Genomic DNA, 21745 nt, shown 5'->3' on the forward strand with positions numbered 1-21745 from the left:
GATTTACCGGGTACGTCACAAGACTCATAGAGTTGGCTAGTAAGCAAAGTAAAAATCGAACTAAAGTAATGTTTAATAAGCAACAAAACACACAATATAAGAATAACAACGAGCAATGAGCGTAAGGAATTGACCAATGGATAAAAAAATAAAAATAGGCATTAGTGCATGTGTCGCCGGTCATAAAGTTCGGTTCGATACAGGTCATAAACGTTCGCGCTTCTGCACCGACGATCTTGCAGATTACGTAGAGTTGGAACCTGTTTGCCCAGAGATGGGCATTGGTCTTCCAACGCCTCGACCAACCATCCGTCAGACAAGAATGTTAGACGACATCATCCATGTTTCTCGCCCAGATGGTTCTGGCGATGTCACCGATGAACTGATCGAGTTCGGTCAAAATTATTCAAAGAACAACCAACACATCGCTGGCTTTATTGTGTGTCAGAAAAGCCCAACCTGTGGCATGGAGCGAGTAAAAATTTACCACCACCATGGACGTGGTTCTGAATCGACAGGCGTTGGCTTGTTCACTCAGCAGGTTATGCAAGGCAATCCCCTACTTCCAGTTGAAGAGAATGGTCGCCTCAATGACCCTATTTTACGCGAAAACTTCATGACACGTGTCTTCACTTATCAGAAGTGGCTCAACCTTGTTGACGAAGGTGTCACCAAACACAAGCTGATTCAATTCCACAGCGCTCACAAGTACCTGGTAATGTGTCACCACATTGAAGGCTATAAGAAACTTGGGAAATTATTAGCAAGCAACGATCTTGAAATCGATGAGTTGGCAAAACAATATATTGAAGGCTTGATGACGGCATTATCTCACCACGCGAACCGTGGTAGCCACGCCAATACTCTTCATCATTTGCAAGGTTACTTTAAGAAACAATTGAGCAGCGCGCACAAACAAGAGCTTACCAATCAGATTTCATCATTCAGAGAAGGGCTAGTTCCTCTGTTAGTTCCACTCACACTGATCAATCACTACTTGATGGAATACCCAAACGAGTACCTTGAATCACAGGTTTACCTAAACCCGCACCCACAAGAACTTAAGCTGAGATACGGATATTGAGCGACATTCTATGGATAAGACGAGACCTGAGGATTCACGATAACCCAGCGCTCGTCTCTGCAGTTGAAAACGGCGTCTCTATCGCCGTTTTTATTTCAACGCCACAGCAATGGCAGCAACACCACCTTGCGCCAATCAAAGCCGATTTAATCTATCGTCACCTGCAGCAACTTGAATCCCAACTCGCTGAATTTGGGATCGATCTTCTGCACCTCAAAGCCACAGACTTTAACGATCAAGCCACTCAACTCATCAACTTATGCAAACAGGTCGATGCGACATGTGTGTATGCCAATTCAGAGCCGGAAGTGGATGAGCAGTTAAGAGACAAACGCTTAATCGCTAGCGGTATAAAACTGAAGGTAACCGACTGCGATACGATTCTGCCATTAGGTAGCGTGCTGAATAAACAAGGTGAGATGTTCAAAGTTTTCACACCTTTCAAAAACGCATGGTTAAAAGAAGTGCAAGCGAAAGGCATCATTTGCAGCCACGCTCCAGTGCATTCAACAGGATCAGCGCAAGCAGGTTCATCTGAAACGGATTCGCTTCAGAATCCATCACAACTGAAACAATCGTTAAGTGGTTTTTCTGGCGAGTACGATTTTGACTTTCCGCGTGTTGATTCAAGCCGTTGGCCACTGAGCCAAAACGTATTAGAGAGCGTGATTCCCAACTTCTTAGAGAATAAAGTCGGCGACTATGCTCGATTTAGAGATATTCCTTCGGTTAAAGGAACCTCTGGTCTGTCACCATATTTAACGATTGGTGCGGTAAGTCCGCGCTGGTTAGCAATTCAGTTGATTCAACAACAGCCCGATTTGTTGTTTGATACACAACTGCCAGCCTTTTCTTGGCTCAATGAATTGATTTGGCGAGATTTTTATAAGCATTTGATGTTCCACCATCCTAAACTGGTTAAAGGTGCTAACTTTCAACAGAAATACAATGGCTTAGATTGGTATCACGATCGTCTTAGCTTCAAAACTTGGTGTGAGGGTAAGACAGGCTACCCATTGGTTGATGCGGCAATGCGTCAATTAGTAGAAACCGGTTGGATGCACAACAGATTAAGAATGGTCGTGGCGAGTTTCCTGACCAAACACTTACTCATTGATTGGCGTTGGGGCGAACGCTTCTTTATGTCTCACCTTATCGATGGTGATTTCAGTGCTAACAATGGCGGTTGGCAGTGGGCTTCAAGTACTGGCTGTGATGCTCAACCTTACTTCCGAATTTTCAATCCAATCACTCAGAGTGAAAAGTTTGATCCAAAAGGAATTTTTATTCGTAAGTACATACCAGAGCTGCAAAACATCCCAGATAAACATGTTCATTTCCCACATGACTTTATCGCTAAAAACGGAATAGACAGCGAATACTGGCAACCCATCGTTGAGCACAAAGAAGCACGATTGAGAGCCTTAGCCTTCTTCAAATAATTAGAGTGAATATTATGGATAACTCTCTATGGCTTGATAACTTTCTCAACATGTATCGAGAACTCGGAACTGACAATTTCGACGTGCTTAAGACGGTTTATCACCCTGATATTGAATTTCAAGATCCGCTGCATCATGTCAGCGGTATTTCGGCGCTTACCCACTACTTCGAGAACCTCTACACCCAGGTAACGAGCTGTTACTTTCATATCGAACACACTTTCGAAGCGAACGACGAAGCTTCGGTGTATTGGACGATGCAATTTTCTCATAAGCAGCTGAACGGTCAAAAACCTATCGAAGTGCAAGGGCACAGCCACCTCAAGATGCTCGATGGCCAAGTGGTCTATCACAGAGACTACCTTGATGTCGGCTCTATGTTGTACGAACACATTCCAGTTCTGGGCTGCGCCATCAAATCCATCAAAAAGAGAGCGAGCCAATAATGCGTATTATGATCACAGGCGCGACCTCAGGTATCGGCCAATCACTCGCTATCGATTACGCTCAACAAGGGCATCAGGTGATTGCTTGTGGCCGTAACCCAGACAAGCTGCAAACCTTAGTTGATTCTCACGAGACAGACATCGCGCATTCATCCATTACGCCGCTCTGTTTCGATCTGACCGATTACCACAACTTCCCAGAACTCGACCAAGACAAGCCGCTCGATCTGCTGATTTTAAATGCGGGTGATTGTGAATACATCAACGACCCCGTGAATTTTGATGCTGAGCTTTTCGAGCGCGTCATCAACATCAATCTAATTTCAATTGGCTACGCGCTTAAATCGTGGTTAAAAAATATTAAGCCCGGTGGCCGCTTGGTTTTAGTAAGTTCTAGCGCCAGTTTTTTACCGCTACCCAGAGCGGAAGCTTATGGCGCTTCAAAGGCGGCACTCACGTATTTAGGAAGAACACTCTCGGTTGATCTGGCCGAGCACAATATTCATGTCTCAATTGTGCATCCAGGCTTTGTTGAGACGCCACTTACCGAGCGAAACTCTTTCTCTATGCCTATGATTATTAGTAGCGAAGCTGCAACTCAGCGAATCGTAACGGGTATTGCTCAAGGAAAGAGTGAAATCGATTTTCCAAGACGATTCATCATGTTGATGAAGCTACTCAGAATGCTTCCAACTTCAGTTTGGCAAAAACTCGCTTCAAGGATGGTATAACAATGAAGAAAATCGCCATTATTGGGTCAGGTATCTCTGGACTCACTTGCGCGCACATATTAGATAAGCACCACGACGTGACCGTATTCGAAAAGAACGATTACGTTGGGGGGCACACCGCGACCGTTGATATTGAACATCAAGGCTCGGCGTTTTCGATAGATACAGGTTTCATCGTATTCAACGATCGAACCTACCCGAATTTCAATCAGCTTCTAGAACAACTCGGTGTCGAAAGGCAACCGACTGAGATGAGCTTCAGCGTCCACAACACCACCACTAAGTTTGAGTACAACGGCCACAGCATCAACTCTCTGTTTGCTCAACGAAGTAATATTTTCAAACCTCAATTTTGGTCTTTAGTCTCTGACATTCTCAAGTTCAACAAACTGTGTAAGGCTCAGTTTGAAAGTAATGAGTTCACACCAGACGTAACCCTTGGCAATTTCCTACGTGAAAACCAGTTTTCCGACTTTTTCAGTCAGCACTATATCCTACCGATGGGCGCGGCGATTTGGTCGACAAGCTTGGAAGAGATGGAAGAATTTGAGCTCAAGTTTTTCATCCAGTTTTTCTACAACCACGGATTGCTCGATATCGCGAACCGTCCTCAGTGGTATGTGATTCCAAAAGGATCGCGTTCTTATGTTGAAATCATCCTTTCACGCTTAAACAAACCCGTTGCACTGAATACATCGATTAAACAAGTGACTCGCCAAGAAACGGGCATCACGATTGAATTTGAAGATGGCAGCACACAAGGTTTCGACGAAGTAATCTTTGCTTGTCACTCAGACCAAGCCTTACGTCTGCTTGGTGATGCAACAGAACAAGAGCAACAGGTACTGGGCGAGATCCCATATAGCCGCAATGAAGTGGTTCTGCACACCGATACCCGATTGTTACCAGACAGAAAGCTTGCATGGGCAAGTTGGAACTACATGTTGGATGGCGACAGTCAGCGGCCTGCCTGTGTGACATACAACATGAACATTCTGCAAGGTATCGAAAGCCAGGACACCTTCTGTGTCACCTTGAATCAGAGCGAAGCCATCGACCCAGAAAAAATCATTCGCAGCTTTGTTTATCATCACCCGGTACTTAACTCGAACACAGTAGAGGCTCAACACAAGCGCGAACAGATCTGTGGCAAAAACCAGACTCACTTCGCCGGCGCATACTGGTACAACGGCTTCCATGAAGATGGCGTCCACAGTGCACTCGATGTGGCCAAACGCTTCGGTTTAGATTTGAGTACGAGTTCAGCGCTATGAACAGTCAAACCCTGACATCCGAAATGGAGATCGCATCCGAAAAGAGTGAAGAGCTCAGCGGTATCTATTGGGGCAACGTCAGACACCGCCGCTTTGGCGACATCACACATGAGTTCAGCTATCAGCTGTATATGATGGGGTTGGATCTTGATGAACTGCCCCAAACCACAGCGCGTAGTGCGCTGTTCGGAACTCGATGGTACAACCCGATTCGCTTTGTCGAATCGGATTATCTCGCTGAAAAAAAAGAAAATGCCACCACGGATGAACCAAAATCACTTAAACAACGTATAGCTTCCAAAGTGCAAAAACTTGGTGGGGTTTGGTCTGATTCAAACCGTGTGACGATGCTGGCTCAGTGCCGCTGTTTAGGTATCTACTTCAGCCCAATCAACTGTTTCTTCTGTTACGACGAAACAGGAGATTGTAAGTACATGTTGGCTGAAGTGAGTAACACGCCTTGGCGCCAACGACATTACTACCTGATCGACATGCACCAAGAATTAAAGGTTAAGAAAGAGTTTCACGTTTCGCCGTTCATGGATTTGAACATGACTTACTTTTGGAAGATTAAGCCACCAGCGAAACGCACGTTAGTCCACATTGAAAGCCGCCGAGACGACAAGCTTTTCGATGCGACACTGGCCTTGACGAAACAGTCAGTAACCAAGACAAACATTAGACGAACGGTATTCAAGATTCCGGCAATGACGATTAAAGTCGTGATAGGAATTTATTATCAGGCTCTCAAATTATTCCTGAAAAAAGTACCGTTTGTGGGGCATCCAGACTCAACATCTTGAGTGTCTTCACAGCAACTAAATAATAGAACTCGACCCAAGCTCGGGTTGGCTCCAACCAAGGGGCACAACCCAGCTTAGTTGGCACAAAATATTAGAATGAGTTATCAGCGAGGTTTACATGGAACAGCTTGCCAAACAAAACAACAACATTGAACAACAAGCTAAAGCCGTTGCTGTTTCAAGCAACTGTAAATATCGAGCTTTAATCTTTAAGGTTTTAGAAAGCCTGCAATTCGCGACGCTCGAGATTATTGAGCGCGACCAGCATTCGGTGTTCGGCGATCGAGAAGCAGACTTGAAAGGTAGAATCGTGATTCACGATGCAACCTTTTTTAGAGATGTCGTGATTGACGGCAGTATTGGAGCTTCCGAAGCCTACATTGACGGCAAATGGACAAGCCCAGACCTCACCAAAGTGATTCAAATAATGGCTCGAAATCAATCTCAACTCGACGAGCTTGACGATAAAACACAATGGATTTCTCGCATCAAAAACCTATTACTGCGTCGTAAGAATACCAACACAGAACAGGGCTCTAAGCGAAATATTCTTGCTCACTACGATATTGGCAACGAACTGTACGAGCGCTTCCTAGACAGCTCGATGCAATACTCTTCCGCTATCTACAGCGAAGAAGCAAAAACACTATCCAAAGCTCAGCAAAACAAAATGAAAACCATCTGTGAGCGATTAGAGTTGTCAGAGAACGATAACGTGGTCGAGATAGGCACCGGCTGGGGTGGCTTAGCGATATTCATGGCGCAACACTACGGATGCCATGTCACCACTACCACAATCTCAGATGCCCAACACGCGCTTGCAGAACAGAGAGTCAAAGCGCTTGGCTTAACCGACAAAATCACCTTGCTTAAAGAGGATTATCGTAACCTCACTGGTGAGTATGACAAATTGGTCTCTATCGAGATGATTGAGGCGGTCGGCCATGAATATCTACAGACCTTCTTTGAGAAATGTTCTTCACTGTTGAAACCATCAGGCAAAATGCTGATTCAAGCAATCACCATCGCCGACAGTCGTTATGACAAATACCGCAAAGGCGTCGACTTTATTCAGAAGTACATTTTCCCGGGCGGTTGCCTACCTTCGGTCTCAGTGATGACCCAACACCTCGCGACCAGTACAGACCTTGTTGTACAAGAAATCGATGACATTGGCCTGCACTACGCTCGAACGCTTAATGATTGGAATGTTGCCTTTGAAAACAGTTGGGAAGAGTTAGAGTCTCTCGGCTATTCAGAAGAGTTTAAGCGCTTGTGGATCTTCTACTTCTGCTACTGTGAAGGTGCATTCAAAGAGCGCGTGATCAGTACTCATCACTTAGTTGCTAGAAAACCTCGTTACTTTGGAGTAAAAGATGAAACGGTTTTGGATTATTAATCTCGTTCTGTTTCAAGCGACCTGGGTTTGCAGCGCATTCTTTACCGCGCAAGCCCCGTTCGTGGCGCCACTGATTGTGGCCGTTCACTTCCTTCTCTCTCCTACTCGCAGTAGCGATCTGAAAATACTCATTTTATTACCATTGGGGCTGTTGCTTGATAGCCTCTTACTTCACTTCGGCGTGTTTGCCGTCGACTCTGAAATTGCAAATCAATCTTGGTTCCCAGTGTGGCTAGTCTGCCTGTGGATCATGTTCTTAATCAGTTTTAACCACAGCCTAAATTGGCTTTTAAAATGCTCGAAAGTGATCTTGTTTGTCATAGGGTTCGTAGCAGGTACTAGTAGTTATTGGGGAGGCATCAAAGCAGGCGCCCTTCTGACTACTTGGCCAGACGCATCGGTGTTAGCTGCCCTTACAATAAGTTGGGGGATTTTGTTGCCCTTACTGGTGGCCGCTTACTCCAACTTAGTACAACCCAAAATGGCAACAACGAGGTGACTTATGGCTTTTCCACGCAACCCTACGCAAGCGTTCAAATCTGAGAGCGATGTTAGTCGCGTTCGCACTCAAACAAGCGAGCAATCAAGAAACCGACTATTTAGCTTAGTCACCCTAACCCTCATTTGCGCAGCACTCCTTTTTACCGGGAATGCCAACGCTTCTGCTGTCGATGATTTAAACAAGCGTGGCCAAGGTGAGATGAGTTACTTATTTTGGACTTTGTATTCTGCAGAGTTCTACACCACTCCATCTAACTCTGAGCGTGCTTTGAAACTTGAGTACTACCGAGCAATTGACAGCAAAGACCTTGTAGACGCAACCAAAGACCAGTGGAGCAAACTTGGTTACTCCAACAACAATATCCAGCGTTGGTTGAAGCCTTTGTACGCAATGTGGCCCAACGTTGAGGAAGGCAGCACGCTGACTATCCGAGTTGCTGAAGACAACGTAAGTCGCTTCTATTTCGATGAGCAACCCATCGGCACCATCCAAGACAAGCAATTTGGTGAAGCCTTTCTCGCGATTTGGTTATCTGAAAACACATCTGAGCCAGGTCTACGCAAACAACTATTAGGTTTGAACAAATGAAACCAAAAACAACAATAACAAAATTTGCTTTGGCACTGTTTTCACTCACTTGGCTAGCGGGTTGTGGCTCTGCAAATTTAGAGAACCACGCAGGCACCACGCCAGAGCTCAAGCTTGAAACCTTTTTTAATGGTGAACTCAAGGCCTATGGAATGGTGCTCGATCGTTCAGGTGATTTACTGCGCCGCTTCGACGTTAAGCTTGTCGCCACTTGGGAGGGGAACAACGGAGAGATTAAAGAGTGGTTCTCCTTTGCTGATGGGGAGCGATCAACTCGCGTTTGGAACCTAATAAAAACCGGTGACAACACCTACACCGGCACAGCCAATGATGTGGTTGGTACGGCTTATGGGGAGACTCAAGGCTCGGCTTTGTATTGGAAATACGATTTAGAAATTGAAGTAGACGGTAGCACCTATGAAGTCGTGCTTGATGATTGGATGTTCTTAATGGACGAAAAACGTTTATTCAACAAAACCGAGATGTCTAAGTTCGGCTTTAAAGTTGGTGAAGTGATTTTATACATTGAGAAAATTTGAATAAGCCAATGCTGATGCTTCAAGGCTAATTATTCTTTGTTTCACTAACCTTTCGATTCATTTTACAGGGCGTCTCCATCCCACAAGAAAATTTCAGTCCACAACAAAAAATTGTGGGCTGTTTTTTTTATTCGCTCGAATAGCATATCTGCAAGATTAGGTCTCTGTGTTAAGATGCGCCACCAGCATGCAAATGGGCTAGACTCATACACAACAGTTCCTATTTGTTTCGCTAAGTGTAGATTCCCTACCATGATTAATTGAAAAGGCTTTAAAGCATGAGCAAGTTGACCTCAGCGGAGCGTAAAGCTCGCGACAATGAACGTTTCTCACAACGTGTAAACGACCGCAGAGAAAAAGGCGAAGACGTAGTTGCTTACGCACTGACCAACAAGAAAGCTGTAAAATTCCTGACTAAGTCGGAAAAGAAACGCTTCAATGAAGCGAAAGTCATTCGCCAAGAAGAACAGCGTGTGAAAGATCAAGAAGAGCTCAACAGAATCGAAGACTCATTCACGACCAAACAGTTCGACGAAGAGTAATCTGATTTCGAAAACGCTGGCCCTGTGCCGGCGTTTTTACTTTTTAGCTCTCCTTCTTTTTTCCTTCCCTGTTTACATCACCTTTCTCACACCTCAATTCTATCGACCAATCTTAATCATGAGCCTCAGCATCTTGGTCTTAGATCTCAGAAAACAGCTATTCAAAGCCTTACTATCTCAATTCAATTCAACAATTCCGAGTCACCATGATTTTAATCACCGGATCAAGCAGCGGTTTAGGCGCAGCTTTAGCCAAGCAATATGCGAACACATCAAACAGCAACCAACGCTTAATGATCACTGGCCGCAGCTCACAGCGTTTGGCTGAATTAGCGAAAAGCCTACCAGCGGATACCGTTAGCCAAGCCTGTGACTTGTGTGACCCGCGCTCCGTGAGCGAACTGCTTGATGCCTTGCCAGAAACACCAAAGCTGGTGATTCACAGCGCAGGCAGTGGGTACTTCGGCAAAATTGAACAACAAGATCCCGCCGCCATCAGCGACATGCTGAAAAACAACATCGAGTCCTCGATATTTCTGATTCGCGAGCTTGTTCAGCGTTACAAAGATCAACCTGTCACCATTGCTGTCGTGATGTCGACCGCGGCTCAAGGCGCTAAAGCGGAAGAGTCGACTTACTGCGCAGCAAAATGGGCCGTTAAAGGCTTTATCGAATCGGTAAGGTTGGAGTTAAAAGGTCACCCAATGAAAATCGTTGCGGTTTACCCCGGCGGGATGGCAACTGAATTTTGGGGAACCAGCGGAAAAACGATGGACACCTCAAGCTTTATGACCGCGCAAGAGGCTGCTCAAATGCTGCAACAGGCGTTAACCAGCACTGAGCATGGATATGTATCAGATATCACGATAAACCGCGGTTAACGGTCAAAGAGAGCTGCGAACAAGTAAACAGAGCTATTCCGCTTAAACAGAACTATTCAGCTAATTATTTGTGAGGGTGAGCACGAAAGTGTGCGACAATGCTCGGCGTAAATTCATATTCAAGGTTTATTATGAAACTTCTAGTTCGTAACCTATCACGCTCTACTGCTGAGCAAGACATCCGTGTTCTATTTTCTGAGTTTGGCTCAGTAAAAGAGTGCAGCCTAGTTTTAGACCAAGAGACTGGCGAATCTAAAGGCTTTGCTTTTGTTGAAATGCCAGAGCACGAAGAAGCTAAAGCAGCACTAAACAAGCTAAACCTGTCAAAGCTTGGCAAAAACACGATTCGTGTAAAAGTCGCTAACTCTTAATAAGAACTAGCGCTATACAAGAACAGGCAATTGAACTGCCTCGTGATCTAGCTTCACAGTAAGCACAGATGATAAAGCCCGTAACGATATTCCGCTGAAAAAGCATAATATCGTTACGGGCTTTTTGCTGCTCGCGCTTTTTTTACAACACTTTTTACAACATTTCACAGCACAATCTATTCACTTATAGTTTGTGCCTACAGCCCTTCATGTTCATCAATGGCACGCCTTGCTTCTGCCATTGAACAACCCGATTCCATCACCAATTGTGCGACAGTCACAGAGGGGTTAGCCGCCAATAATGACGCCAAGCAAACCACAGGTTTAGGCAGCACTTTGTCGATTGCGGTTGCTATCCAATCGTCTTTCTCATGGGTTAACATGGTTTTAAATTCAACGAGCTGATGTTCTTGAGCCACCAATAACCAATTACGCGAACGTCGAACTCGCTTTAACTGGCATCCGCAATCTGCAGCATTGGCCATCACTTGGCTTTTATCACTCACACGATGCACAAAACTATTCAGTGGGACGCTAAACATAACTCTCTGCTAACCAATCTATTCCTACCATTCAAGAGATCGCTACCTATCTCTCAGTACTTTCTAACTGTCACTCAATAAAACCGTACGTAGGATTACACAGACACAAAAAAACCGCCAGTCATGCGCTAAGCAGACTCGCGGTTTTACATTGTTTTATCCGTTCTTCAGATTCGGCTATTCAACGCCAGAGCCTAAGCTTAAGCTTAAATCAATCAGCAGCAGCTTTTTGAAGTACCGTTATCGCAACAGTTAGAATTTCCCTCACTTCCTCGCTCAAAACCATCAATAGCGTCGGCCAAAGCCGTAAACGACTTCTCAATATTGTCGCGTGAAGTAGCAATATTCATTCGCATAAAATTAGGACTCTCAGCGCCAAACCAACCACCCGGTGTTAAGCCCATCTTCGCCTGTTCAAACACCACATGCTTTAGCTCTTCTTCCGAAAAGCCTAAGCCTGAGAAATCAAACCACACTTGGTAAGTGCCTTGCGGCTGAAAGACTTTCAACTGAGGAATACGTTGCTCAGCAAATTGAGTGATCCACTTAACCGTGTCTTGCAGATACGCCAACATGCCATCTAACCACGCTTCGCCCTTTTCAAAGGCCGCCACGGTTGCGAACGTGCTGAATGCATTACCATGGTCAAGATACATCGCCACCACATTGGTTTTGAACGCTTCAAATAGCTCATCATTGTTTGTATACACATAGCCGTTTGAAATGCTGTGCATACCAAATGTTTTTGCCGGAGATCCAATCAAGGTGATGACCTTATCGTAGTCAAAACTGGTCAAACTCGTAAAAGCGTGACCTTCAAAGATAATGTCTGAATGGACTTCATCACTGATGATCAGTACATCATGGCGCTTGGCAATCTCGATAACCTGTTCGATTTCTTGCTGCGTCCACACTCGGCCTGTTGGGTTGTGTGGATTACAGAAAATCATCGTTTTCACTTTTTGCTCGATGATCTGTTGCTCCATCCCTGCGAAATCGATCTGGTAGCCGTTTTCATCATTAATAAGCGGGCTTTTCACCACTCGGCGATCCGCTTTGTTTACCAAATTAGCAAACTGATGGTAAGCCGGAGTATGGATAAGTACGCCATCGCCTTCACTGGTAAATTGACGCAGTAGCAGTGCAATACCAGATAAAACGCCCGGCACCTGTACAAATTTATCAGCAGAAAGAGTCAAACCATGACGTTTTGAATACCATTGAGAAAGCGCTTCAAATACAGCCTGCTCATGAAACTCATAAGAGTACACACCGCGCTCAACCAAACGGTTCAACTCTTTAGTGATAGGTTCCGCTACCTGAAAATCCATATCGGCAACCCAGTAAGGGAATACATCTGTGGTGTTATAAATGTTCTGTAGCATTTGCGGCTTGCTTTTGATAAACGCATTTTCACCGTAATTAGATGCACTGTTAAACGCTGTCATGGAGGTTTCCTCAAATAGTTATTCTATTACTTTGCAATCAAATCAATTGCTCGAATACCCTTAAGACGACGGCAAAATCAAAAAGACGAAGCTTTGCAAAAAATAATGTGCAAAAATTGAAATCAATCTCGCATCTCTACTCTGATCTCAGTCTTCACTGAGTTAGCGATAAAGCAATTGTTGTGTGCTAAGTGATGTAACTTATCAAGCTGCGCACTGCTTGGAACCTTGCTGCCTACAAATTCAATCCTAGGTCGCAGAGTCACCTTAGTAACCGACGAACGACCTGATTCATCTTCCTCAAGTACACCAATCGCATCATCCACATAAGAGTCGATCACATACTTCTGCTTTGCCGCAATGCCCAAAAAAGTCAGCATATGACAGCTAGAGAGCGCAGCAATAAAGGCCTCTTCTGGGTCAACATTCGCTTCCACCGAAAAAGGCAGTGGCACTACATGAGGAGAAGATGAAGCTGGCACAGTAACTCCGCCATCGAACTCCCACGTATGACCGCGACTGTATTGATTGTCACTAAAGGCTTCATCTTCCGCTTTTTGCCAGCGAATGACCGCTCCATATTCAGACATAATTAATTCCTTTTATATTGTGTAACGACTTAGCGGTCAGCAGGATGATTAACGCCATCGTTGGTCACCACATCACCAATATCAAAAGGGTTTACCCCTTCCAAACAGCCGATGTTAAACCCATATTCATTTGGGCTAGAACGGCGTTGATGATGGGTATAGATACCGCAGTTTGAGCAGAAGTAATGCTTCGCGGTGTTGGTATTAAACTGATACAGCTTAAGATGTACAGCACCTTTCAGGATCTTTATGCCATCTAGCGCCACAGAGCCAACTATCGCGCCTTTACGACGACAGATAGAGCAATCGCAGCGACGTGGCTTTTCTATCCCGTTAGGTAGGCTGAGCTCTAATTCCACCGCACCGCAGTGACAGCTTGCCTTGTGAAAAGGTTGGATAATCGTATTGCCGACTACTTTCATTTTTCTCTCCAATCACGTCCTTGTATTCGAACTATTTTAACGAGAACCATTTACGCTGTCCGTAATGAAGCTTTAAATTTCGCACTTTCAGCACAATCAACTGATCGACAAAGTCATCAACAATTCTCAGTATTTCAACGACATTGCCTTACATTAATAATCGTTAATCTAAGCACAATCCGCCCTTAATCCTTGTGCAAGTAAGCTTCCAGTATTAATCGAAATATAGAGAGAATGAACAGTGAATATACTCGGATACTTACAAAAAATAGGTAAAGCACTGATGGTGCCGATCGCGGTGCTGCCAGCCGGTGGTTTAATGCTGGGGTTAGGTTATGCCATTGACCCAACAGGCTGGGGAGCCAACAGCCCGCTAGCAACCATTTTGGTTTATGGCGGTAAAGGCATCATGGATAACCAAGCGTGGTTATTTGCCGTTGGTGTCGCTTATGGTTTAGCAAAAGATAACAACGGTGCCGCAGCACTCTCCGGCCTATTGGGTCTGTTGATCATTGAGATGATTGTCGGTGATGTGAATGTTATTTCGCAAATTACAGGCGTGCCTGTTGCTGACATGGGGGCACCTGAGCTTATCGCATCGAAAGCAGCTGTCAGTGCCTTTACTGGTATCGTGATGGGTATAGTTGCAGCCTCACTTTATAATCGCTTCCACACCATTAAGCTGCCCGCCGTTCTTGGTTTCTTTGGTGGTAAACGATTCGTTCCTATCGTGACGTCAATCGCCGCTATCGGTATCAGCTTGGTCATGGTTTATGTGTGGCCTGTTGTTTATGGTGCACTTGTTAACTTTGGTATCGCAATTTCTGAAATGGGTGCGGTGGGAGCTGGGCTTTATGGCTTCTTTAACCGACTTCTAATACCTGTCGGTTTGCACCATGCTTTAAACCAAGTATTCATCTTTGATTTAGTCGGTATTAACGATATTTCGAAGTTCTGGTCAGGTACGGGTGAGCTTGGCGTGACGGGTATCTATCAAGGTGGTTTCTTCCCAGTAATGGGTTATGGATTACCTGCCGCTTGTTTAGCGATGTACCACTGTGCAAAACCAGAAAACAAAAAGAAAGTTGGCGGTATTCTAGGTGCTTCAGCACTAACCGCTATCTTAACGGGCGTAACAGAACCTATTGAGTTCGCCTTCATGTTTGTGGCACCGGTACTTTACGTTATTCATGCGTTCTTGGCTGCTATCTCACTTTACCTTGCAGCAAGCATGCAGTGGATCGCAGGCTTCACCTTCAGTGGTGGTTTGATTGATTTCGTGTTGTCTTACAACCTACCACTCGCCGTTAAACCATACATGCTTGTACTCCAAGGCTTATGTTTTGCTGCGATTTACTACTCAATTTTCCGATTCGCTATCCTAAAATTCGATTTAAAAACACCAGGCCGCGAAGATGCTGAAATCGCAGAAGTAAACCAAGCGTCATCGAATGAAAAAGCCGCTCAATACTTAAAAGCGCTTGGTGGACATGCCAACCTAACCAGTATCGATTCATGCATCACACGATTACGTCTAACACTTGAAGACATCAGCCTTGTTGAAGAAGCGACACTGAAAGCGATTGGCGCAATGGGCGTTGTTAAGATTGGTTCAAACAACCTACAAGTCATCATCGGGACAGAAGCAGAAGAAATTGCGCACGCAATGAAGCAGATTCCTGAAAGCCAAGACCTAACATCGGTCCCACTTCCGAGTTAAAACCAGCACCACTAAAGCACAGCACCCGTTGCAGTGCGCATTACAACACTCAGGCCAAAGCGATTCGCTTTGGCCTTTTTTGTAGGCGGTAATGTGTGCTTGCACGGTTACTCACTTAAAATTTAGGACGACTATAGATTATGTGCATAGCATTCAGTTGGTTATAAGCAATAATCTTGATATGTTAGACGGGTTGATTCGTGCTTGCGCGATATTAAAATTTTAGCTGTCTTTTGGGTAAATAATCGAGTTTTACAAAAATGAAAGAAAAGAAAGAAAACTATTTAGTTAATGGAAACTTTAGATCTGAAAGCTCTTGCTATGAACAACTACCTTGTAAGATTTACCTTCCGGAAACTATCTATGATAAACCCAAAATTGTTGTTAGATCTTCTAGTCGAAGAGCGTGGGTCATTTCAAGTCATTGGAAGCTTTCTCTAGAGGCTGAAATACTCGATTATGATGAGGCTGTAAAGACAAGAATTAAATGCCCAGAAGTATATACCGACAGTGCGACTACTAGTAGTTGGGGAGTGGGTGTAGAAGAAACTACGATTTCTTATAATGCTGAAAACTTAGAGGTCATTTCTCTTCTAAGAAGAAATGATGTTTCAAAATCATCAATTGAATTCTGGACAACATCAAATTCATATATTACACCACCTTCAATAGCTACTCATAGCTACTCATAGCTACGATGGTAGCGTGGAAGTGAAGATCTCAAGATATATATCACACAATGTTCATGGAACTACTTTCGATTTTGTAAATAGGTATAAGTATGCAGAAAATGCTTGCGGTGACATGGTTCAAAGTAAATATCTAGTTGGCAGGTGCGAATACGAGCTTTCTACTATGGATACCGAATCGATAATCAGTAATTACCTTAACGAACTCGATGATTTTTTGTTACTAACATCTTTTGCTTCTAGGCATCGTACAGTTTGTGTTGGTTGGGATAAATACGATTCAAAGTCTCATGTGAAATTTTTTAGGGGGAATTACTCTATTCCACCTAAGAAAAAAAACGACATAAATGATGCGCTGATTGATATCGCCTCGTTTGACTGTTTTATTGGCCCTGCAGTCGAAAGATTTGATAAATATACAGATAAGGAAGTAATAAGAAGTGCTATTTTTTCATTGTTATCTTCTTCAGAAAGCTCACTTGAAAAGTCATTCTTGTCTAAATTTGCAGCACTAGAGTCGCTTGTACTTGTCTATAAAAGAGATGAAGGTGTTGAATTTATCCTCACAAGTGGAGAGTGGAAAATACTAAGAAAGCAAATTGAAAACTCAATAAAGCATTGTGATAAGTTATCACTGACGAAGGAGAAAAGAGCTAGTATTTACTTAAAACTAGGTGAGTTAAATCGTTTGTCTCTAAAAGAGTCATTTGAAAAGTTTTCTTCTCATTATGGTTTGTTTTACAACGACTTATGGCCAATCTTTGGAACAGAGGAACTTAGTGGTTTATCAGATATTAGAAATAAGCTAATACATGGTGACACTTTGCCAAGAAACCTATTTTGTGCCCTAATTACTGCAAATTTCCACTTAAGTATCTACCTTGAGAGGTTGTTAACTCTGATATTGGGTTGGAGAGTAGAAAAAACAAATGTGAGCTTAAGTCGATTACATATATTTTCGGGAGAACTCGTAGATTTTCATAGTGATTGCAAAACTATCAAAGTGTTCATGAGCAACAGCTAACAAACGACTATGGCGTCAATGATTAGTTTTTGGCTGTATTTTCATCCCACATTGCGCCATCTCTCAGCATAGAGTTAAGGGTCACAACCATCTTTCGAACACACGCAATTATTGCGACTTTCTTAGGCTTTCCGGCAGCTAAAAGTCGAGCATAAGTCGCTTTGAATACGGGGTTACATTGCATGGCTGACATCATTGCCATATATAACACTGTGCGTACTTGAGCTCGACCGCCTTCGATTACACGCTTACCTTTGTAGCGCCCACTTTCGCGTGTTATTGGAGCGACACCAATCAGTGATGCAGCGGCAATGTTTTCTATTCCTGGGACGCTCTGCAATATTGTATTTTTTTGCCTGATACTCAGGACTACCTTCAACGAGCTTTTCTTCTAGATCGCATGTTTTACCGTGGTATTAATTTCCAGTTTCCGACCTAGTTTAGTCAGCGTAAAGTCTGAGCCGTCAAGTATACTTTTTGTAGCAAGCATCAGAGAACTAACGCGTTTTTTGTGAATGGAGGGACATTGATTTTATATGGTTTGTTGTAGAATCTGAATGTCGAGCATTGTTAACCCACTTGTTCGAAATGTGTGTTCAGCGATATCCATCAGTTAAAAGACGGTGATGTGCATCTACCTAATCGTTTTTCCGCCTGATTATGAGGGTATTCGCAAGCGCGCGGCATTATGTGCTTTCTATATAAGATTAAAGGTGAATTAATTGATTGATAAAAGTAGTAAAAACCAATCTCTCAGAGATTTATTCAGTTCTACTCATGGAATTAGAATTCCTAATTATCAAAGATCGTATAGTTGGGAAGATAAACATTGCATACAGTTTTTGGAAGATTTAGTCGAACAGAACGGTAAACATTATTATTTAGGTCAACTTCTTTTTGAAGTTGATAATGAAATTCGATACATAATAGATGGACAGCAACGTTTAACAACATCTGTCATTCTTATTTCAGCGATTACTCGAAGGTTGAAAGATCTAGAACTGGATACAACTGCAATTGCATCACTATATTTAACTGATTATTTTCAGACAATTCGTGATGATCAAATTCTTTTTAAAAAATGCACAAGAAAATATATTGCACCAAAAGTTACCGATCTTGAAACTTTATCTCAGAAGCGAATTGTAAAGGCGTATAACTATTTTTATGAAAACCTCCCTCGAAACCAAGAAGCTATAAGTAAAATTTTAGAGGCGCTAGAGGGTGCTCTAATCACAACTTTTCATATTGATAGTAAAGTTGAAGCAACACAGGTTTTTGAATATCAAAACAATAGAGGCAAAGATTTATCTCAGTTTGAAGTTATTAAAGCTTATTTAATGCACCAAATTTATATACAGGCAGATACAAAATCATTAGCAAACTATGCTATATCAGACATCGAGTCAATGGTGTCAAAAATATATAGAAATATGGAATCCACAGAAAATTATTTTTCTGAATCAGAGTTGTTAAATATTACATGTAATTTGAGTTGGAGTATAAAGGGCAATGTATCTGAAGTGAAAGAAGCTCTTTCAAAATCAACTGGCAAAATTGATTGGATTACTGGTTTTTTCGAAATGTTTGAGGAAATAACAGACAATGCAAAGTCTGTTATTTTGAACAAGCGCATAAACGAAATTTCAAACCTTTTCTTTGTGGGGAATGAAGTTGATTGGAAAATAATATTAATTGCAATATTTAATCGAGCAGAATCAGACACCTCAGATTTTAAGGTTATTTTAAAAAACTTGGAAATATTATGTTTTAAAATGAAACTTGGTGATTTTAGAACTGATTATCTTCCAAAGTATGCTAAGTCATACTTTTCAGGGGATAGTGATATTTCAACTCTGAGTAGCAAAATAGAAAATGCTGCAACATGTGGATTTAAGTGGTATTGGAATGATGGCGGGAAATTTGAAAATATAATTATCAATTATTTTGAAAACGAAGATTATCATTACAATAGAAATGTTATTAAGTTTATTCTTTGGCAGTATGAAAATAGTATTAGAGCGACCAATAAGTCGGGAGTATTATTAGATAGGCTTCTATATGATGAATATACTATCGAACACATAGCACCGCAAACACCATCAAATACTAAATATAGTGATGAATTTAAAAATTTATACCTACACAAAGCTGGAAATTTAGCATTGCTTACTAAAAGTCAGAACAGCAAATTTAATAACAAATCTTTTGAACACAAAAAATCTTTGTTCCAAGACACAGCTTTAAGTAGTTATACTGAAATAAGAAATAATAAAAATTGGACTGAAAGTGAAATACAAAAAAGACATTCAAATTTAGTTACGTTTATCAATAGCTACTTTTATATTCGTCGTTCAAATAACACTGTAAGTTCTTGCACATAACAAATAAGGATTAAGATGTTGCGCAACCAACACTAAATCCCGAGTGTTGAACAAGCCCGAAGCCACTTTATTAAGTAAATTGTACGATTGAGTATGAAGGCTGTTTTGAACGATGTCGTTAATGATGCTGATACAACAGACATTACACGTCGTGATTCTGATGATACTGTGGTTATGTCTTTAGCCTCCTACAAACATCCCCTAAGGTTAACGTTCAAAATAGAGGCGCGCTCTTAATCCGGGGGTGTTGTCTCTTAAGATAAGGTGAGCATGGTGACGCTTTACTACCGCATCAACCAGAGACAATCCAAGTCCATTGCCAAGCTCAGTTCGGCTTTTGTCAGCACGGAACATAGGGCGACAAACATTCATCTTATCGCTGTCAGAAATTCCAATGCCATTGTCTGCCACCGTGACACCAAAATAATCAACCACCACTTCAATTTCTCCCTTTTCAGGCGTGTACTTCACTGCATTTTCCACCAAGTTGAAAACAGCCCTGAACAGTAGACTTTTATCGCCTAATACTTCGCACTCTTGGTCTAGACGACAAACCAATTTTTGCTGTTTCATCTCAGCGATAGGGCTAATAAATTCGATGGCATCTTGGGCTATTTTCCCAAGACCCACGCGCTCTGTGGCGATCGGCGTTTGGCCGCTATTTAACTTGGTGATCTCTAACATGCTGTTGAACAGAGATAAGATAAGCTCAAGCTCATCGTGACAAGCAGAAAACTGGTCTTGATGTGCTTCGGTCAGCGTTGGATCTGAAAGTACCTCTTCCAATCGTAATTTCAGTCGAGCCATAGGAGTACGCATGTCATGTGCCATACCGACCGTTAATGATTTTAAAGACTCTTCATTTTTGGCCATCTGCTCAATCATGAAGTTGAGATGGATCGCCAGAATATCGAATTCATCATCTTGCTTAGATACTGGGATTTTTACGCGTTGTTCGCCACACAACACTCGATTCATCGCTTGGTTGACTCTTTCCAAGCGCTTTAAGATTAGTACTGTGAAAAACAGAGCCGCAATCAACATCACGGCAATCGGTAATACTATTCCAGAGAAGACAATGGGAATCAGGGTGTTGCGGTATTCTTCTATCGCCCTTTGGTCAATACCGATAACAAGACGATGCGTATTTCCGACTGGAATATCAGCCGTCTCTGATACGACAGAACTCACAGGGTAAATCGGAACAGTGGCAGGGGTATTTGAGCGCTCTACCAAATGATAGTAAAAGTTGGTGTCAGAGGTCTGTTTAGCGGCCAGTAGCTTCTCAACATCGGCTTTGCTCTGTTTAGCGACATAGCTAAATTCAGAAGATTCATCTTGCAGTTGCTTGACCAGTTGATCTCGATGAAAAGCATCGGAGTCTTTGTATACCTGCCTAATCACGATGACGTTAATCACCGTCACCAACACAAACAACCCAACTAAGGTTTTAAATACCGAGGAACGAGTAAGGGAGTAATCATCGACGAAGGACATAACCTGCCCCTCTCACCGTATGAAGTAGATCCGGGCATCCAGCTTCCTCAAGCTTCCTTCTCAGGTTCGCAACATGAACATCGATGACATTAGTTTTCGGATCGAAGTGGTAACTCCAAATCGCTTCAAACAAGCGCATTCTTGATACCACTTGCTCGCTGTGCTCCACGAAATACTGAATCAGTTGAAACTCTTTAGGCTGAAGTTGAAGTTCTTGATTCATGCACATCACACGGTGTGCTCGTAAATCTATTTTTAGGCAATCGTACGCGAGGCCGTTATCGCTAAAGCTTTGACGTTTAGTTCGATTGATAATGATATCAACCCTTGCGATAAGCTCGGCGAGCGCAAAAGGCTTAATCAGATAATCATCACTTCCCGCTTGTAGGCCATTCACGCGATCTTCCACACTGTCCATGGCACTTAAAATCAAAACCGGTAAGTTTTCTTCGGTGGCTTTAATGGCAGAAAGCACCTTCATGCCATCCAAGTAAGGCAGCATGCGATCAAGAACAACCAGTTGATATTCCGAGCTCAGCGCCATCATCAAGCCTTTCTTGCCATCTTCCGCTTGGTCGACCGCATAGCCATGCTCTTCAAGGCCTTTGGCAATAAATTCTCTGGTGGTGGTGTCATCTTCGATGATTAGTATTTTCACTGGTAGCCCTCTTTATCGAAGATAAATTTTATCGCAAACAAAATATTTATCGTCAGAAAAAAGAAAGGCTCGCGTGACTAATGCGAGCCAGATGCAGTTTAGGGGGTAAACGGCAATTCGGTAACTTGATAAATTGGTAAATGAATAACAAAGCTTTATTTCATCAATA

General features: G+C 42.9%; 23 protein-coding genes and 2 pseudogenes. 18 read left to right on the plus strand and 7 right to left on the minus strand.

Annotation, left to right across the window (positions count from 1 at the left end; translation table 11 throughout):
- The first annotated feature begins 136 nt into the window (after positions 1 to 136).
- The 13 genes from M4S28_RS18325 (at position 137) to M4S28_RS18385 (ending at position 10602) form a co-directional block, all read left to right on the plus strand.
- Positions 137 to 1084 carry a YbgA family protein gene (locus tag M4S28_RS18325; protein ID WP_249633441.1) on the plus strand — a complete coding sequence of 316 codons (948 nt, stop codon included), beginning with the start codon at positions 137 to 139 and terminating at the stop codon, positions 1082 to 1084.
- Complete coding sequence (phrB, locus tag M4S28_RS18330) at positions 1081 to 2526, plus strand: deoxyribodipyrimidine photo-lyase (RefSeq protein ID WP_249633442.1); 1446 nt, start codon at positions 1081 to 1083, stop codon at positions 2524 to 2526. Before M4S28_RS18325 ends, phrB begins: the two co-directional genes overlap by 4 nt.
- Before the next feature lie 14 nt (positions 2527 to 2540).
- The gene (locus M4S28_RS18335) at positions 2541 to 2972 is read left to right on the plus strand and encodes a nuclear transport factor 2 family protein (RefSeq protein ID WP_017077066.1); all 432 of its coding nucleotides are present in this window, start codon (positions 2541 to 2543) and stop codon (positions 2970 to 2972) included.
- Positions 2972 to 3703 (plus strand): SDR family NAD(P)-dependent oxidoreductase, encoded by a 732-nt coding sequence (locus M4S28_RS18340; RefSeq protein ID WP_249633443.1) that lies wholly within the window; start codon positions 2972 to 2974, stop codon positions 3701 to 3703. The genes M4S28_RS18335 and M4S28_RS18340 overlap by 1 nt, the downstream gene beginning before the upstream one ends.
- A gap of 2 nt (positions 3704 to 3705) precedes the next feature.
- Positions 3706 to 4977 carry an NAD(P)/FAD-dependent oxidoreductase gene (locus M4S28_RS18345; RefSeq protein WP_249633444.1) on the plus strand — a complete coding sequence of 424 codons (1272 nt, stop codon included), beginning with the start codon at positions 3706 to 3708 and terminating at the stop codon, positions 4975 to 4977.
- Positions 4974 to 5780, plus strand: coding sequence for a DUF1365 domain-containing protein (locus M4S28_RS18350; protein ID WP_009846083.1), 807 nt, complete (start codon positions 4974 to 4976; stop codon positions 5778 to 5780). The genes M4S28_RS18345 and M4S28_RS18350 overlap by 4 nt, the downstream gene beginning before the upstream one ends.
- Before the next feature lie 118 nt (positions 5781 to 5898).
- Entirely contained in the window at positions 5899 to 7179 is a 1281-nt protein-coding gene (locus M4S28_RS18355) for an SAM-dependent methyltransferase (protein ID WP_249633445.1), read from the plus strand.
- Complete coding sequence (locus M4S28_RS18360) at positions 7157 to 7678, plus strand: DUF2878 domain-containing protein (RefSeq protein WP_249633446.1); 522 nt, start codon at positions 7157 to 7159, stop codon at positions 7676 to 7678. Before M4S28_RS18355 ends, M4S28_RS18360 begins: the two co-directional genes overlap by 23 nt.
- Positions 7679 to 7681: 3 nt before the next feature.
- On the plus strand, positions 7682 to 8269 hold the full coding sequence (locus M4S28_RS18365; RefSeq protein WP_061021166.1) for a chalcone isomerase family protein: 588 nt from the start codon (positions 7682 to 7684) through the stop codon (positions 8267 to 8269).
- Positions 8266 to 8808, plus strand: coding sequence for a DUF3833 domain-containing protein (locus M4S28_RS18370; protein WP_249633447.1), 543 nt, complete (start codon positions 8266 to 8268; stop codon positions 8806 to 8808). The genes M4S28_RS18365 and M4S28_RS18370 overlap by 4 nt, the downstream gene beginning before the upstream one ends.
- A 278-nt stretch (positions 8809 to 9086) precedes the next feature.
- Positions 9087 to 9350 carry a hypothetical protein gene (locus M4S28_RS18375; RefSeq protein WP_004732701.1) on the plus strand — a complete coding sequence of 88 codons (264 nt, stop codon included), beginning with the start codon at positions 9087 to 9089 and terminating at the stop codon, positions 9348 to 9350.
- A 206-nt stretch (positions 9351 to 9556) separates the two neighbouring features.
- A complete protein-coding gene (locus tag M4S28_RS18380) occupies positions 9557 to 10231 on the plus strand; it encodes an SDR family NAD(P)-dependent oxidoreductase (RefSeq protein WP_102576751.1) in 675 nt (224 codons plus the stop codon).
- Positions 10232 to 10362: 131 nt separating this feature from the next.
- Complete coding sequence (locus tag M4S28_RS18385) at positions 10363 to 10602, plus strand: RNA recognition motif domain-containing protein (protein WP_004732698.1); 240 nt, start codon at positions 10363 to 10365, stop codon at positions 10600 to 10602.
- A gap of 197 nt (positions 10603 to 10799) precedes the next feature.
- On the opposite strand, the gene M4S28_RS18390 is transcribed toward M4S28_RS18385, so the two are convergent.
- From M4S28_RS18390 to M4S28_RS18405, 4 genes are all read right to left on the minus strand, one after another.
- A complete protein-coding gene (locus M4S28_RS18390; protein ID WP_102576752.1) occupies positions 10800 to 11144 on the minus strand; it encodes a ribosome recycling factor family protein in 345 nt (114 codons plus the stop codon).
- Between the two features lie 215 nt (positions 11145 to 11359).
- Positions 11360 to 12592, minus strand: a complete 1233-nt coding sequence (locus M4S28_RS18395) for a MalY/PatB family protein (RefSeq protein ID WP_102576753.1) — start codon at positions 12590 to 12592, stop codon at positions 11360 to 11362.
- Between the two features lie 122 nt (positions 12593 to 12714).
- Complete coding sequence (locus tag M4S28_RS18400; protein WP_102465435.1) at positions 12715 to 13182, minus strand: OsmC family protein; 468 nt, start codon at positions 13180 to 13182, stop codon at positions 12715 to 12717.
- Positions 13183 to 13211: 29 nt separating this feature from the next.
- Positions 13212 to 13604 (minus strand): GFA family protein, encoded by a 393-nt coding sequence (locus M4S28_RS18405; RefSeq protein WP_102576754.1) that lies wholly within the window; start codon positions 13602 to 13604, stop codon positions 13212 to 13214.
- A gap of 241 nt (positions 13605 to 13845) precedes the next feature.
- Here M4S28_RS18405 and nagE point away from each other — a divergent pair, with 241 nt between their 5' ends.
- The 3 genes from nagE to M4S28_RS18420 all read left to right on the plus strand — a co-directional run bounded on the left by nagE (position 13846) and on the right by M4S28_RS18420 (position 17037).
- The gene (gene nagE / locus M4S28_RS18410; RefSeq protein ID WP_076654126.1) at positions 13846 to 15324 is read left to right on the plus strand and encodes an N-acetylglucosamine-specific PTS transporter subunit IIBC; all 1479 of its coding nucleotides are present in this window, start codon (positions 13846 to 13848) and stop codon (positions 15322 to 15324) included.
- Positions 15325 to 15584: 260 nt separating this feature from the next.
- Complete coding sequence (locus M4S28_RS18415; protein WP_249633448.1) at positions 15585 to 16016, plus strand: hypothetical protein; 432 nt, start codon at positions 15585 to 15587, stop codon at positions 16014 to 16016.
- 163 nt (positions 16017 to 16179) lie between these two features.
- A complete protein-coding gene (locus tag M4S28_RS18420) occupies positions 16180 to 17037 on the plus strand; it encodes a hypothetical protein (RefSeq protein WP_249633449.1) in 858 nt (285 codons plus the stop codon).
- Between the two features lie 22 nt (positions 17038 to 17059).
- Here M4S28_RS18420 and M4S28_RS18425 read toward each other — a convergent pair.
- Positions 17060 to 17423: pseudogene (locus tag M4S28_RS18425) on the minus strand (transposase); the annotation flags it as partial.
- A gap of 336 nt (positions 17424 to 17759) precedes the next feature.
- On the opposite strand from M4S28_RS18425, the gene M4S28_RS18430 reads away from it, so the two are divergent.
- Both M4S28_RS18430 and M4S28_RS18435 read left to right on the plus strand, forming a co-directional pair.
- Positions 17760 to 19421 (plus strand): DUF262 domain-containing protein, encoded by a 1662-nt coding sequence (locus M4S28_RS18430; RefSeq protein ID WP_249633450.1) that lies wholly within the window; start codon positions 17760 to 17762, stop codon positions 19419 to 19421.
- Between the two features lie 93 nt (positions 19422 to 19514).
- Positions 19515 to 19613, plus strand: a pseudogene (locus tag M4S28_RS18435) (type II toxin-antitoxin system prevent-host-death family antitoxin); the annotation flags it as partial.
- A 15-nt stretch (positions 19614 to 19628) separates the two neighbouring features.
- Here the strand turns inward: M4S28_RS18435 and M4S28_RS18440 are convergent.
- Both M4S28_RS18440 and M4S28_RS18445 read right to left on the minus strand, forming a co-directional pair.
- A complete protein-coding gene (locus M4S28_RS18440; RefSeq protein ID WP_249633451.1) occupies positions 19629 to 20918 on the minus strand; it encodes a sensor histidine kinase in 1290 nt (429 codons plus the stop codon).
- The gene (locus M4S28_RS18445; RefSeq protein WP_249633452.1) at positions 20902 to 21576 is read right to left on the minus strand and encodes a response regulator transcription factor; all 675 of its coding nucleotides are present in this window, start codon (positions 21574 to 21576) and stop codon (positions 20902 to 20904) included. The genes M4S28_RS18440 and M4S28_RS18445 overlap by 17 nt, the downstream gene beginning before the upstream one ends.
- Positions 21577 to 21745 lie beyond the last annotated feature (169 nt).

This window comes from Vibrio sp. J383 (genome assembly GCF_023503985.1).
Taxonomy (GTDB): Bacteria; Pseudomonadota; Gammaproteobacteria; order Enterobacterales; family Vibrionaceae; genus Vibrio; species Vibrio splendidus.